Below are 14,186 nucleotides of genomic sequence, written 5' to 3' on the forward strand. Positions count from 1 at the left end.
GCCTAACTTGGGCGTCCGCTGGCATTCCAGCGCTGCTATGCAGCTAGCTGACCAGCAGCGATAGGTTGTTACCAACATGGCTTCCACACAGAGATAGCCTGCTACCAGATCAGCGTGGTAGCAGGCTATCTCGATTGCGGTAGGAGGCCTTAGCCGCCCGAGGGGTGCCCGATGAGTTCGAGGTGACTTACCGCGAAGGCGGTGTAGTCCGCATTGGCACTCGGATCGCCGGCGGGTGTGCCCACGGAGTTCGGGTTAGACGGCTGATCGGTGTGACGAATCGTGATCGTCACAGAGCTAGCTACTACCGGCTGCCATGGCCCCTGGTGGTAGCAGTTCGCCGCGTTGATCTCCAACGTTGCTGTCTTGCGCTCGTTGCGGGTGTCCTGGTCACAGTTGGTCCTCCCGACGTCGTTGAATGACCAGTTGAGCAGCTGGACTGTGCGGAACTTGGCCCACTGGTCCTCGCCGCCCTCTTCGCTGTCGGCGCCCGGCATGATCGAGACCGCTGAAATCACGTAGGCCTTGTCGAAGGTCACCTCCAGGATCTGACCGTCGATCTGCCACGCACGCACGCAGATCCATGGCTGGGTGCTTTCCACGCGCAGAGCGTTCATCGGGTCCGAGCTCGGCGCTGGGCAACGCGCTGTTGCGGTCAACACCTGGACAGGACCGTCCGCCGGGACTGCCGGCGCTGCCGGGGCTGCCGTATGGCTGGTCGCTGGTGCGGTCAGTTGGGCTGTCGGGGTTTGGTCGCCGGCGCCTTGCAGTATCCACTGCCCGAGGACCGCCGCCGCGATAACCGAGGCCGCTGTTATACCCAGTGTGCGGGGGCTCTTCCAGTTCTGGTCTTTGAGCCATTGTCCGACAGCGCCGACGCCGGAGGAAAAAGCATTGTTTTTGGCCGCAATATCGTCGAACGCCAAAGGCGTCTCGTTGTTGTCTGCCGGATCTTGGTCTTCGTTGTTTTCGGCAGTTCCTGAATTGGTCGCGTATTTCGAATCTGCGGTCGTCTCTGCCGCATATTGGTCGTCTGTGGTGCGTTGGGCGGCATCGACGGCATCGTCGCCGGCCGGCGGTGCATCGAATCCGAGTCGGCCGAACTCTGCGTCGCCGGATGTCGGATCGTTCGGGATGGCCTCGTCGATGTATGACCGCAATTTCTCGACGGCCAACTCGCGGTCGTCGGATGCGGCGCGCGTCATGTGCGACGCCATTCCTGCGGGCGCCATATCATCAGCGGGCGCCCCACCTGGGTCGTCCGCCGCCGGCGTGGTGAATCGCGGCCATTCAAGCAGCTCCGGGTCGGCCAGGAGCTTGTCCAGCAAGTCGGTCATGAATCAATGCTGGCAGCAGCTTTTATTGTTCTCCAGAGCCTTGAGGTAGGAGCCGCGGTAAGCGCCTGGCAGTGGGTTCGCTCACACGGCTGCGCGATGGCTCATTTACGTCCCTGACCTGCACTGGTAGCTCGGTAGTAGCGGTGGTTACCAGGCGGTAGTCCGCTGGCGGTTGGTCGTCCGCCCGGTCCAGCTGGTACGCGGTGGATCAAGTGGTGGTCTTGCTCGTCCTTCCACTGCCGCTATACCCTTTTGACATGGCACTACGGGTAAACGAGGACGAGATCCTTCAGTTCGCTACCGCCAACGATCGAGTCGCTGGCGAAGTCGAGGCAGGCTGCCAGCCCGATCCTGATCTGCTCGAACAGATGACGACCGGCTACGGTCCCGTCGGCGCCGAGTTCACCGCCGCCGTTGCTGAATTCCAGACAGCGTTTTACCAGTCAGGAACGGCGCTCGCGGGCCGCTACTCGTCGCACGCCCAGGATCTGCGCGACGCGCATGGGCGGTACGTCGGTGCCGACCAGGCCGGGGCAGAGGATGTAGCCGGCAGCACTTCGGTGTGACGTAGGCGATTCCTGCGTGGCGCTCCGATCGGTGGTTGGCCGCTGCCGAGCGGATAGCGCGATCTGGTGTGTAATGCCGCGGCCTCTGGATTCGGATGGCGATGGCTGACAACACCGCAGACTTCTTTTCCGCCAAGGCGTTTCGCCGTGCGTGCGAGCAGGCTGGGACGACGAAGAAGGCCATCGCGGCCGAGCTGGGCGTTACCCCGACAACGTTGAGCAGTCTGCTCAACGGCCGATCCACCCCGTCGATGAAGTTGTTGATCCGGATGGTGGATTTCTTCGGTGGCAGTCTGGCCGATTTCCTGGAAATGCCGCCCCGACAGCAGTGGGAGCTCAAGCACTACCGCGTTGCCGCTGGTTTGACTCAGGCCGCCCTCGCCCACGAGCTGGGAGTTACGCCGTCGGCCGTGTCCGGGTGGGAGCTGGGTAAGTACCCGCCGGGGGCCGCACTTGTGCCGCGGATGGCTCAATTGTTCGGCATATCTGATGATCAGCTGCGTGCAGTGCTGGGATCGGCGCCGCCCGCGGCCGCACCGACCACCACCTCGGCCAACGAGACCTTGTCCTTGGCCGAGACCCTCGCCGAGACGGTCTTAGGCTTCGCCGCCAGCGCGGCAGCCATGGCCGAGTCGCTCCCCCCGGCGGCCCGCGATCAGATGGATACCGAGATCCGCGAACGCGCAGAACAAGCGCTGACGCTTTTGTCTACTTTGATTCCCCAGCTAGCGCCAGAGACACGTCCGAGGGCTGTTCGCCTGGTCGGACGGTTGGCAGAAGTACACGAGGCGGCAATTTCAAAGTAAATGTTGTCGCAAGTAGAGACTCCATGTTACTTTGACTCTGTCAGGCCGCCCCGCATTACCACTGGGGCCTACCCGGAACGAAGGGAGCCACCCCTGAGGACTTACCAGTAACTGCACCCGGCGGAGCCGGCTCCGGCGACTACAACTCGCACAGCGCCCAATTCGCCACTTTGGTTCCGTAACTTCACCTTTCGGCCCTGTAGTGCCTCCGGCGCGCACGGGCAACAGGCTTTCTTTTCGCGGCATCGCGAACCACCTACCACCGTTGCGTGGGTCGTTGCTGCGCTCGCTCATCCACTGCCGGTGAGTTCCCACACTCGTCACACCTTTGAGGAGTAGTTCTGTGTCTATTTCCCGACTCGCCCCGGAACAGGCCCCACCGAGGGCATCAGGACACCCCGGAGGCCGTGGACGCCCACCAGGTCGTCCTCATCAGGCGGTTCTTCCGAAACTTCACGACGAACCTGAGCGGCCCACACCCTGCTATTACGACCCAGAACTTTGGCATCCCGACGAGCAGAAGCCCAATCCCGAGGCCATGGCCGCCTGCTGGGGATGCTTCTTCCAAAGACAGTGCGCCATCAAAGCTTTGAAGACCGACGCCGAGTTCGGCATCTGGGCCGGTTACCGGCTCGCCCCCGGTCCAGGCCTGGAGGTCAGTCGGGCGCAGCTGGCAATCATCGCCGGCCAGGAAATGGGCCCTCCCCTCTCGCCTGGCCCTGAAACCTCTGCTGTGCTGGCGGGTGAACGGGTCGAAGATCCCGCCCTTGAGGGCACCATCGTCGACGGAATCGCACGCGACGACATCCACATCAAGCCAGACATCACGCCAGCGCCGGAATCCGTGTGCGATGACGACGACCTCGACGAAGATGACGACATCCGCGACGACCAGTCCGCGGTCATCTCGCTGACCAATCGGCACACGCTGGTGCGCCAGTGCTCCAACTCGCCGGTTCAGCTGGCGTTGGCATTCGGTCACCTTTCGCCCGCCCACGCCGGATAACGCATTCCTCTTCGCCGCCCATACAGATCGGCCTTGTCTTCCATGAGCGTATCTCCTAACGACCCGGCGCCACATCTGCGCTTCGACGCCGAAACGCGGCGATTACCAATGGGTTTAACGACCGCAGCGTTGCGGGACTTTCTTGCGGTGCAGCTGCGGTCCACTGATCGCGCGGTCTCCACAGCAGAGCTTCGCCACCGGGCTAGCGAACACGGCTTCTCCGACCTGCTTGTCGAGGGCACCTATCGGCTCCTCGTCACCCTGGAGCGTCGTGGTCAGGCGCAGCGCGTCGCGAGCCGAGGACGTTCGGTCTATTGGGTCAACAACGCCAGCACGAACAGCCACCCCGCCGCGGCTATCGAGAGGTTCATCTCATGACCAGTTTCCGAGATCCCGCATACCGCGACAGCATCGGATCCGACCGCGCGTTCTTCTCCGCCTTGTTCGCACGCCGTATCCCTGAGGTCGCCAACGGTGCTATTCGAGTGGTCGATGCGGTTCGCGACCCCGGGCGCTACGCAAAGGTCGCGGTGACGGCCACGGTTGGTGGCATTAACGCTGCCTCGACGTGCATTGGGCAACGGGGTGTTCGCGTCCACGAAGTGGAAGCCCTGATTCCTGGTGAACGCATCTCGGTCGTCAATTACGACTCCGACCCCGTCCAATATGTCGTCAACGCGCTCGCCGTCGAGATTGAGTCGGCCGACATTGTCTCCACCGCCTCACGCGATATCCGCGTCATCGTGTCCGTCCACAATTTCGCCACAGCCATCGGGCGCGACGCGCGCAATGTGCGTTTGGCCAGCGATCTGACCGGTTGGCGTATCGCCATCTGTACGGCGCGCTGCACTGCCCGCCGGCACATCCATCCACGATTCGACAGCGCAGCTGGAGTGTCGGTGTGGGAGTCATCGACCCTTTCCGGCCACGCAGTAAGGAGCTCGTTGTGACATTCCCAAACACTCAGACCGAACCGACGTTGATCAGTCGGACCACCGAAGCAGAGCATGGCGCTTACGGCACGCACACGGACGCCATCTCGGCTCGGGCACTTCATGATCTGGTCGGCGTCTATGAACAGTGCCGGTGCGATCCGGCCGAGATCGACTATATGGAAACCCATTTCGTCATTGACGGGGTGGGCCTCACCTGCGAGCGAGGGCTCTTGTTCCATGTGTGCGCGATCTGCTGCGCCGATGAGGCCGCGTGCTCCCAGGAACATTCTCACGGACCCGCGGCACCGGCCTGCCCGCACATCCTCCCCCCAGTGGCGGTGGCGTCATGACACTGTCCCTGGACCTGCATCTACCGACGTGGCACGGCACGGGGTCGGGAGGGGCCCAGTTCTCGGCTGATCGGTCCTACCGATACCGATTGCACCGACGCTGGGATGACGGGCCGTCCCTGATGATCATCGAATTGCGGCCCTCGGGGGCCAACGAGCACCACGACGACGACGCCTCCCGCCGCGCGGCGGCGTTCGCTCGTGGATTTGGCTACGGCGGCTACACATCGCTTTGCCTGTATGCCGCGGTTGCCGCTGACGACGGGCACTTGTTGACGAGTACCTCCGATCCGGTGGGCCCGGACAACGACTGGTGGATCGAGCGGGCGGCCTACTGCCACGACGTCATCGTCTTCGCGTGGGGTGGGGACGCTGCGGCCGCCAGGGCCAATGCGGTGGCCAGCCGGATCTGGCAGATCTGCCAGGAAACCAGCGCCGCGGTCGCAGTCGTGGGCTGGACCGCCGAAGGCCAGCCCTGTGGTTTGCCGGATCGACACCGCCCTGGCCTCGCCTGTCCTCACACCGTGCTGTCCACGGTCACCGCGCATGCCCACACCGATTTTGGCGATGTCGATCCGCGCTGGTCGGGCCTACTCGCCGATACCCATCATCTGGTCGCTTGAACCGTCGCCGAAGAGGGGTGCGAATTACATGACCGTTGAGACGAAATGCCCTCCGCCACTTACAAATATCCGTGAGATCTGGCGCCCAGTCCTCGGATATGAAGGCCTCTACGAGATCTCCGACTACGGGCGGGTGTGGTCTCTTACACGCCTGGCCCTGCTGACACCGATCAAGAGCGACGAGTATCCACAGGTCTCGCTGTTTCGGAATGGGTCCGAGAAACGCCGCCCTATCGCAGCGCTGGTCCTGGAAACATTCGTTGGCCCGGCACCAGAAGGCCATGTGGCGCGCCCCAAGAACGGCCGGCGCAACGACGTACGTCTGACCAACCTGATGTGGGCGCCTCGCACCAACGGTCCTTTAAGCCTCAACAGTGGAGATCAAGGCCCGATGGACCAGCCCGCCGCGGCGCCCAGAGGTGACGTGCAGGTCCGCGTCGCCGCGGACCCGATAACCAAGCACCGAGTGACCCGCGTCGAATTTAGGGGCTGGGCGGTCGATCTCGCCGGGGCGACTCTGGTCATCCCCACTCAGGCCGTTCCGGTAGGCGGCTCCGTCGCCGATTTGGAGATGTGCCTGAACGCCGCACGCACCCTGCTAGCTCAGCGTCGCACCGCTTCGCGAGTACCACCACCCGCTGCTCCGGCCGCGGCACCTGATGTTCCCGACGCCGACATCAGAGATGCGCTCGTCGACGTACTGAGCCACGCACGCGCGGTCGCCGCCCAGTCGTGGCATTGGCAGCGCTTCAACGTCTACGAATGCATCAGTGAGGCATGGAAGGCGACCGGACTCCGGCTACCGCACCGTCGGGTGATCGAAGCACTGCACGCCGTCATTCCTGACGGAAAAGGCCTGATGGAGTTCAACTTGGGTGCGACGCGTGATCAGATCTGCACCCTCTTCGACAGCGCGATCGCCGCGGCCTCACACTCGGACCGGGGGGCGGCATGACGATGCCTCACACCCATCGACTGGGCCTCGAACGGCACGAAGCCCATGAGGTTTCCGAGAGCTCGCCCTCCGACGGTGTGGTGTCGGTATCGCGATGGGGATGGCGGTGGCGCGGCCACTGCACATGCCGACGATGGACGTCTCGCCGACGCCTGCTGCGCTCGGTTGCTGTCCTAGATGCCTTGACCCATGCCACGCGTTGCGGATGTGAACCTGCGGTACCCCTCGTCGACCACAGTCTTGGCCAGCCTTATCGCGGTGCGTGGTCATGAAAGCCATGCAGACATCAGCGATCCGGGCGCCTAGGGACCACCAAGTCGAGGCGCTCTCGGCGTTGGACAGCGCTCTACAGGGGCATGACCGGGCGCAGCTGGTGATGGCGTGCGGGACTGGAAAGACGCTCGTCGGCCGCTGGTACGCCGAGCGCGTTGGCGCCGCCGTCTCCGTCGTGGTGGTGCCCTCGCTGAGTCTGGTTGCCCAGACGGTGCGCGAGTGGAGATCGGGTGGCGGCTGGCCATTCCAGGCACTCATCACGTGCTCGGACCCGAGCACCGCAGACGGCGTGAGCGAACGGGCTGATGGTGACGGACAAGACATTTCCGAGTCCTTCTGGACACGGCTTCGCGCGCGGGTGACAACCGACGCTGCGGTGGTCGCCGCCCGGCTATCCGGGCACAGCGCCCTGCAGCCATTGGTGATCTTCTCGACCTATCACTCGTTGCACGTCGTCGCCGAGGCTGCCCGCTCGGCGAAGGTGGTCATTGACATCGTGATCGCAGACGAAGCGCACACCCTGGCGGGGCAGTCGCGGGAGGACTTCCGCGTCGCTCTCGACGACAAGTTGCCAGCCAAGCGCCGCGTGTTTATGACCGCCACCCCTGTTGTTTCCTCCAACGGATATGTAGCGCAGGAGGATTCATCACCACTGTCAATGGACGACGCTGCGCTTTTCGGGCCAGTGGCTTATCGGCTCGACTTCGCCGAAGCGATTGCGCGCGGCCTCCTGGTCGATTACCGGGTAATGGTCTATGAAACACCCCAGGCAGGGGTCACACCTGATCCCATCGCTGCCCTGGCAGTTGCGGCCCGTCAAGGTGTCGCCAGTGTGCTGAGCTTTCACGGCCGCGTGGCCAAGGCCCGTGCCTTCGCCGATGCGATCGACGGGCATCGTCTCGAAGACGGCCGCACCGTGGTGGCCCGCTCCGTCGCCGGGGTAGACCCCACGACCCAGCGTGAGGACGCGTTGGAGCTGCTGTCGTCGGCGCGTCCTGATCAGCTCATCGTGATCAGCAGCGCACGGTGCCTGAGCGTCGGGGTTGACATTCCCGCCGTCGATGGGGTGCTCTTCGCCGACCCGAAGAACTCCGACGTCGACGTCATCCAGTCGGTGGGACGCGCGCTGCGCACCGCGCCGGGCAAGACCGTCGGGATGGTGATGATCCCGGTATGTGTTCCTGCAGGACTTGACGATGACACGGTTCTGTCGAGCGGCGATTTCGCTGCGGTCTGGCGAATCCTGCGCGGGCTGCGCAGCATGGATTCGCGGCTGCGCGCCGAGATCTGTGAGATCACACGGCAGCGGTCGAGGCGCGGAGACTGTGACGGGTCGCGCGGCTCTCACATTGAGTTTGACCTTCATTCTCTGGCCGAACCGGAGCGGTTCCACGCCCGCGTTGTCGAATTCATCTCGCCAGCATGGGATTTGGTGCTCTCTGAGGTGCACCAGTTCATTGCCGAGCACGGCCATGCGCGCCCGGGTCGTGGTACACGGCTGGGGGAGTGGTGCGAACGTCAGCGGCGGGCCTACCGGCGCGGAATGCTTGCTCCCGAGCGCGTCAATCAGCTGTCCTCCCTTCCAGGGTGGACATGGGATCTGGTTGAACAGCGCTGGTTAGATCAGTGGAGGCAGGTCCACGATCTGGCCGTTGCTGGCCAGGGTCTGGGCGTTGAGGATCCGCAGGTCGCTCAGGTTGCCCTGCGGCGAGTCGAGCATCGTTCGGCGGTGACCACGGTTGGCCGGTGGTGCGCGTGGCAGCGACAGTTGGCCCGGCGTGGGGAACTCGATGACCGTCGGCGCTTGCGCCTCGATGAGATCCCCGGTTGGTCCTGGAGCGTCGTCTCCGTCGAGGATGCCCGCGCGGTTGACATGCTCGGTGAATACGTGGCGTGGAAGGGGCACGCGAATCCGCCGGCCGATGTGGTCGAGGACGGCGTTGCACTCGGTCAGTGGCTCAATACCGTCCGCAGGCGCCGCGTTACCGGCGCCCTGCCGCAGGGTCTGCTCGATGAGATTGAGTGCGTCACACCGTCGCGCGCGGCCGAGGGGGCTCTGCGTTGGTACCGCGGTGCCACCCTGTGGCTGCTCGGTTTGGAAGCGTTGCGCCAGTTTGTGGCACGCGAAGGTCACTGCCGCCCACCATATTCGCACTACGAGGATCTCCCCGATTTCTCCCTCCCGCTGTATGACTGGTGCACGCGGCAACGGCATCTGTACCGGCATGGCCATATGGTCGCTGAACGTGCCCGCCTGCTCGCCGCAGTCTCAGGCTGGCAGTGGGAACGTCAGCCCACCCCGCGTGTTCTGCGTGATATCGGCGACGTCCGTCACGGCACGCGCACCGGGTACGTCAAGGGCTGCACATGCCAAGAATGCACGGACGCCAACCGCGCCAAGGAGGCCGAACGTGCCGCCCGCGCCGCCGCCGGCGGACCTACCACGGATCTGGTTGATGCAGGATCCGCTCGGACGCACCTCGAACGACTAGTGGCCGCCGGGGCCGCCCAGAAAGCCTTGGCGCGGGCCTGCAACCTCAACGTCAAAACGATCGTCGAGATCCTGTCCGCGGAGACGAAACGCATTCTCCCGGAGACCGAGGCGGTGATCCTGGCGGCCACTTTGAACGCCGTGCGCACGGCGGCCGCACCCGGTACCCGCGTCGATGCTGCCCCCACCTGGGAGCTGCTCGACGACATGATCGCGCGGAACTGGCCGAAGTCGTGGATCGCCCGTGAAGCTGGCCTCGGCGCGTCCCTGCAGCTCCGCCGCGACACGATCACAGCCGCTAGCGCCGAGCGCATCGCAAATCTCGCGGAGCGCCTCGGGACACGTCGCGCGCCCGCCAAGAGGTTCCGTCAGCCGGTGCCCACGCTGAGTGAAGTACTCGCCCAGGAGGCCACCTCATCGCAGGCCGGCGATCCGGATTCCTATTCCTGGGCGCGTTCGCTGCTGGAACAGGGCTACCGCATCGACCGAGTCGCCCAGCGTAGCGGTCTGCCGGTGGATGTAGTTACTGCGTTGGCGGACAACGATATTGCTGAGGCGCAAGTCGCGTCATGAGAGGAGCAGGGGCGGTGACTACTGCTGATATCGGGGCGGCTCAAGTGCTGCCGATGCAGACCGCGGTCGCGCCGTTGCCAGCAGGGAGCCACGGCGACAGGGCAGTGGGCTCAGCGGCCGAGGTGGCGCGGTCGCGCCGGGAACCACGGCAGCTGTCTGTGCGAACCGACGACGGGGTAACACTTCACCTCACGGTGCACGGCCCGCGCAGCGCCCCCTGCACCGTGGTGTTTCTCCACGGGCTATGCCTCTCCCAAGTGTCTTGGGCCCTCCAGATTGATTCTGTAGTAGACAGTTTCGGGCCGATGGTGCAAGCCGTGGGCTATGACCATCGCGGCCACGGACGGTCGATGGCCGCCGCGTCCGACAGCTATACCATCGACCGTCTCGCTGATGACCTCAATACGGTCCTACACGCGGTAGCCCCAACCGGTTCAGTCGTGGTAATCGGTCACTCCATGGGCGCCATGGCCGCCCTCACTCATTGCGCCCGCCATGCGAGTCCTGACACACGGCGGGTCGACGGCCTAGTCCTCGCTGCGACCGCAGCCGGGCACCTCACCCAGTTCGGGCTTGGCCAACTCTTGACGGCACCCGCGGTGTCGACGCTGCTTCGACTCCTTCAGAGCGCTCCAGGCCCGACGCTACAGCCGTTGCGGAGGCTGTTGGCCGGTCCCGTCTGCCGAGGTGTATCTCATTGGCACGGTTCACGTTCCGGGTGCGCGTTGGCCGCAGTAGCCGCTGACGCTCTGGCGACGACGTCACTGCGCACTGCCGTTGGATTCTTGCCGGCACTGGCGCAGTTTGACCAGTACTCCACGCTGGGTTCTATCCGGGCTAAGACTGTCGTGATCAGCGGCGGCGCCGACCTGCTCACGCCCGCCGTACTCGCGGAGGACATCGCCGCGAGGATCCCCGGCAGCCGTCATCTACACCTGCCGCACTGCGGGCACATGGTTCAACAGGCCCACGAAGAGCTCGACGCAGCGATCGCGGCGGTCATCACAGACGTGATCGCCGAGGGCCAGCGGCTGGTTTCCGCACCATCACCGCGTCTGGCGGAGGCCCGTGCGTAATGGCAACACCGCATGAGAGATACGCGAGCTCCTCGACCAGGCGCTGCGACGACTCAAGCCGCAGTGGCGCGCTGGCGCCCAGGGCCAGCTATGTGGCCCCCTGCATTCGGCGCCCGATCTCATCGCGCTGATTCCCGCCGCTCATTCACCGCCGGCGGGGGAGAGGAGCTGCCGATCGCCACCTAGCCAGGCCCGTGAGGGCCGTTTGCTGACAACTCCATACCGGGACTCGACGAGGACAGAGATACCCCCAAAAGGGGGGCTCCGATTCAGAAGAAACGAGATCCGCGGAGGACCAACTCCGACTCTCTCTCGCGTGAGACCGAAGGACCAACTTCGATCTCGGGTCCCCTCAATGTGAAGGGAATACCGTGCCAGGTAGCTCTCATACTAGCTTGCTGTCTCAAACAGGGGCAAGACCAGCTGGAGGCTCGTGTGTTGCAGACCAACACCGCGGTCACCAGACTCCTTCCCGCGCAAATACCACTGTCGGCTGCCGGCCGAATACCGGCCTCGGCCGCCCAAGTGGCGATCGCGAACGGGTGCTGTTCGCTGATGCTCAACGCGTCATCAGCAGAGTGCAAAGTGACGCCGCCACCCAGGGCCTGAGGGGTGCGCCGCAGCTGGTGCTCGCCGCGGTGCTGGCGATGCTGTGCGAACGGTGGTCCAGGGTCACCGACGACAGAATGCGACTCACACAACTCGCCCAAGAGATCACCTCGCGTGGCGGCCGCTGCTACCACCTCAAGACGGTAGGCCGCGCATTGGCTGGACTGGCCGCCCTCGAACTTGTCACTTACCGCCCTGCACAGGGCCGCGGGGCGTTTGCTGGCGTCGCAATTCACCCGCGGTTTCTTCACGACATTGAGCCCCTGCAGCGGGACGCCCAGGGCCACGTCATCACCAAATCCGTCACCTTTTCCGACCCGCATCCCTCTATAAGCCAAAAATCTAACCTCCCTACCCTCCGCAGCTCCCGTGGCGCCGCCGCCGATCACTCCGCCCGACCGACTGAGGTAGACGTTCGCCCGGACGAGGTTCGCTATGTCCTTCGCGAAATGCCAACGATGCTGCAGCAGCTTCCTTCACATCTGCGGTGGAAGCTCGGTGCTGCGATCCGGGTGCGGTTATCTCGTGGTTTCACCCCACAGCAGATCCTTGCTGTTCTCGGTGCCCAACCCCCGGCAGGACTGCAGCGACCGTGGAAGTTGGCCATGTGGCGCCTGACGCAGAACCTGATCGGGTCAGGGCCGCGGCTGCGGCCCCTGCAGGCCGCGTGGGACCGGCGTGAATCACAGGCGTGCCGCCGCGCCGCCGACGCGCGAGACGCACGCTGGTACGAGCAGGTGTGCGCCGTCACCACCGACACCGAACGATCGCGGCTGCTGCGCGCCCATTCGGCGTTCTTCGGATGCAGCGCTGTCGACATGCCAGTTGCCGCACTAGCTGGAGCGGGTCGGCGTGCGAGCAGGCTGTTTCCTGGTGTGGATCTCAAGATTGCGTTGATCCGGTGGGCCGATGATGTGCTCGCAAGCAAAGCCGCGTCTGGCGGGACACCGATCGAGGTGTCGGCACCGGCGCCTGCGCTCAGCGGCCTGGTGGCGGAGCTGGTTGTTGCCGGCTGCTGCGTCAAATGTGATTCCCGGCCTGGGGTATTGCGGTCGAATATGCCGTTACCTCTGCCGGTGTGCGATGCGTGCTGGGATGGCGTCAAGGCCGAGTTCGATACTGCCGCTGACGAATTCGAGGCGGTCGCGTGATGACAACCATGCAGGAAAGACCGGCACGGTCAGGGAAGCGATCGACGCCCGGGCCAACTGAGGGTGAGACACGGCTGCCTCCGCAGGATGAGGCCGCAGAACAGTCAGTTCTGGGCGGCATGCTGCTCAGCAAGGATGCGATCGCTGACGTGCTGGAGAGGATGCGGCCGGGAGACTTGTATCGGCCCGCGCACCAGGTGATATTTGATGCGATTTTGGACCTCTACGGCCGTGGTGAACCGGCGGATGCGGTGACCGTGGCCGCCGAGCTCGATCGGCGTGGCGTCCTGCGACGCATCGGTGGCGCACCGTATCTGCACACACTGATCGCCACGGTGCCGACGGCCGCGAATTCGGGTTACTACGCCGACCTCGTAGCGGAAAAGGCGGTGCTGCGGCGGCTGGTCGAGGCGGGCACCCGCATCGTGCAATACGGATATGCAGGCGTTGACGGAGCGGACGTCGCTGAGGTGGTGGACCGCGCCCAAGCCGAAGTCTACGACGTCACCGAACAGCGACGCAGTGACGACTGCGTTGCCCTTGAAGATCTCGTGGGGCCGACTCTTGATGAGATCGACGCGATCGCTTCCGGTGCGAACAGCCGCGGTGTTCCGACCGGTTTCGTTGACCTGGACGATGTCACAAACGGTTTGCACCCTGGTCAGTTTGTGATCGTCGCCGGCCGTCCTGGTCTCGGGAAATCGACTCTGGCACTGGATTTTCTGCGATCGTGCAGCATCAAGCACAGATGGCCAGTGTCATCTTTTCGCTTGAGATGAGTAAGTCCGAGATCGTGATGCGGCTGCTGTCTGCTGAGGCGCGTATCAAGCTGCAGGACATTCGGTCGGGGAAGATGAGCGACAACGACTGGGCCCAAATGGCGCGTCGGCTTGGGGAAATCAGCGAGTCACCCCTCTACATCGACGATTCGCCCAATCTCACGATGATGGAGATCCGGGCCAAGGCGCGCCGACTCAAGCAGAAGGCTGAGTTGCGGATGATTGTCATCGACTATCTGCAGCTGATGACCTCAGGCAAGCCCTATGAGTCCCGGCAGCAGGAAGTCTCTGAATTCTCCCGTTCCCTCAAGTTGCTGGCAAAGGAGCTTGAGGTGCCCGTCGTGGCGCTCAGTCAACTTAACCGCGGGCCCGAGCAGCGGGCTGACAAGAAGCCGCAACTGTCCGATCTTCGCGAAAGTGGGAGCCAGGAACAGGATGCCGACATGGTGATCCTGTTGCATCGCCCCGATGCGTTCGAGCGCGACGATCCCCGGGGCGGTGAAGCAGACCTGATTCTGGCAAAACATCGAAACGGGCCCACGCGGACGGTGACCGTCGCGCACCAGCTGCATCTATCCCGTTTTGTCGACATGGCGCGACCAGCCTAGATCCCCTCAATCTGTTTACGTAGGTAGATTGAGTGCTACACTTAGTCA

12 protein-coding genes and 1 pseudogene are annotated in these 14,186 nt (G+C 64.1%); 12 read left to right on the plus strand and 1 reads right to left on the minus strand.

Annotation, left to right across the window (positions count from 1 at the left end; genetic code table 11):
* Positions 1 to 149: 149 nt before the first annotated feature.
* Complete coding sequence (locus tag AB8998_RS30625; RefSeq protein ID WP_369742051.1) at positions 150 to 1,337, minus strand: hypothetical protein; 1,188 nt, start codon at positions 1,335 to 1,337, stop codon at positions 150 to 152.
* 257 nt (positions 1,338 to 1,594) lie between these two features.
* On the opposite strand from AB8998_RS30625, the gene AB8998_RS30630 reads away from it, so the two are divergent.
* The 12 genes and pseudogenes from AB8998_RS30630 (at position 1,595) to dnaB (ending at position 14,138) form a co-directional block, all read left to right on the plus strand.
* On the plus strand, positions 1,595 to 1,903 hold the full coding sequence (locus AB8998_RS30630) for a type VII secretion target (RefSeq protein WP_029371741.1): 309 nt from the start codon (positions 1,595 to 1,597) through the stop codon (positions 1,901 to 1,903).
* Positions 1,904 to 2,004: 101 nt separating this feature from the next.
* Positions 2,005 to 2,709, plus strand: coding sequence for a helix-turn-helix domain-containing protein (locus AB8998_RS30635; RefSeq protein ID WP_029371740.1), 705 nt, complete (start codon positions 2,005 to 2,007; stop codon positions 2,707 to 2,709).
* A gap of 343 nt (positions 2,710 to 3,052) precedes the next feature.
* Entirely contained in the window at positions 3,053 to 3,715 is a 663-nt protein-coding gene (locus tag AB8998_RS30640; protein ID WP_369742053.1) for a WhiB family transcriptional regulator, read from the plus strand.
* Positions 3,716 to 3,748: 33 nt separating this feature from the next.
* On the plus strand, positions 3,749 to 4,093 hold the full coding sequence (locus AB8998_RS30645; protein WP_369742054.1) for a hypothetical protein: 345 nt from the start codon (positions 3,749 to 3,751) through the stop codon (positions 4,091 to 4,093).
* A complete protein-coding gene (locus AB8998_RS30650; RefSeq protein WP_369742055.1) occupies positions 4,090 to 4,665 on the plus strand; it encodes a transcription elongation factor NusA in 576 nt (191 codons plus the stop codon). The genes AB8998_RS30645 and AB8998_RS30650 overlap by 4 nt, the downstream gene beginning before the upstream one ends.
* Positions 4,662 to 5,000 carry a hypothetical protein gene (locus AB8998_RS30655; RefSeq protein WP_369742056.1) on the plus strand — a complete coding sequence of 113 codons (339 nt, stop codon included), beginning with the start codon at positions 4,662 to 4,664 and terminating at the stop codon, positions 4,998 to 5,000. Before AB8998_RS30650 ends, AB8998_RS30655 begins: the two co-directional genes overlap by 4 nt.
* Positions 4,997 to 5,623 carry a DUF1643 domain-containing protein gene (locus tag AB8998_RS30660; RefSeq protein WP_369742057.1) on the plus strand — a complete coding sequence of 209 codons (627 nt, stop codon included), beginning with the start codon at positions 4,997 to 4,999 and terminating at the stop codon, positions 5,621 to 5,623. The genes AB8998_RS30655 and AB8998_RS30660 overlap by 4 nt, the downstream gene beginning before the upstream one ends.
* A 28-nt stretch (positions 5,624 to 5,651) precedes the next feature.
* Positions 5,652 to 6,578 carry an NUMOD4 domain-containing protein gene (locus AB8998_RS30665; protein WP_369742058.1) on the plus strand — a complete coding sequence of 309 codons (927 nt, stop codon included), beginning with the start codon at positions 5,652 to 5,654 and terminating at the stop codon, positions 6,576 to 6,578.
* Positions 6,579 to 6,846: 268 nt separating this feature from the next.
* Positions 6,847 to 9,915, plus strand: a complete 3,069-nt coding sequence (locus AB8998_RS30670; RefSeq protein WP_369742059.1) for a DEAD/DEAH box helicase — start codon at positions 6,847 to 6,849, stop codon at positions 9,913 to 9,915.
* 53 nt (positions 9,916 to 9,968) lie between these two features.
* A complete protein-coding gene (locus AB8998_RS30675; RefSeq protein WP_369742075.1) occupies positions 9,969 to 10,991 on the plus strand; it encodes an alpha/beta fold hydrolase in 1,023 nt (340 codons plus the stop codon).
* Positions 10,992 to 11,533: 542 nt separating this feature from the next.
* Positions 11,534 to 12,751, plus strand: coding sequence for a hypothetical protein (locus AB8998_RS30680; protein WP_369742060.1), 1,218 nt, complete (start codon positions 11,534 to 11,536; stop codon positions 12,749 to 12,751).
* 8 nt (positions 12,752 to 12,759) lie between these two features.
* A pseudogene (dnaB, locus tag AB8998_RS30685) lies at positions 12,760 to 14,138 on the plus strand (replicative DNA helicase).
* Positions 14,139 to 14,186: the final 48 nt, after the last annotated feature.

This window comes from Mycobacterium sp. HUMS_12744610 (genome assembly GCF_041206865.1).
Classification (GTDB): Bacteria; Actinomycetota; Actinomycetes; order Mycobacteriales; family Mycobacteriaceae; genus Mycobacterium; species Mycobacterium servetii.

Excerpts from the sequence above, each read along its gene's own strand:
- AB8998_RS30660 (WP_369742057.1), top strand. The coding sequence starts at position 4,997 with ATGACACTGTCCCTGGACCTGCATCTACCGACGTGGCACGGCACGGGG.
- AB8998_RS30675 (WP_369742075.1), top strand. The coding sequence starts at position 9,969 with ATGCAGACCGCGGTCGCGCCGTTGCCAGCAGGGAGCCACGGCGACAGG.
- AB8998_RS30670 (WP_369742059.1), top strand. The coding sequence starts at position 6,847 with ATGAAAGCCATGCAGACATCAGCGATCCGGGCGCCTAGGGACCACCAA.
- AB8998_RS30635 (WP_029371740.1), top strand. The coding sequence starts at position 2,005 with ATGGCTGACAACACCGCAGACTTCTTTTCCGCCAAGGCGTTTCGCCGT.
- AB8998_RS30665 (WP_369742058.1), top strand. The coding sequence starts at position 5,652 with ATGACCGTTGAGACGAAATGCCCTCCGCCACTTACAAATATCCGTGAG.
- AB8998_RS30630 (WP_029371741.1), top strand. The coding sequence starts at position 1,595 with ATGGCACTACGGGTAAACGAGGACGAGATCCTTCAGTTCGCTACCGCC.
- AB8998_RS30625 (WP_369742051.1), bottom strand. The coding sequence starts at position 1,337 with ATGACCGACTTGCTGGACAAGCTCCTGGCCGACCCGGAGCTGCTTGAA.
- AB8998_RS30650 (WP_369742055.1), top strand. The coding sequence starts at position 4,090 with ATGACCAGTTTCCGAGATCCCGCATACCGCGACAGCATCGGATCCGAC.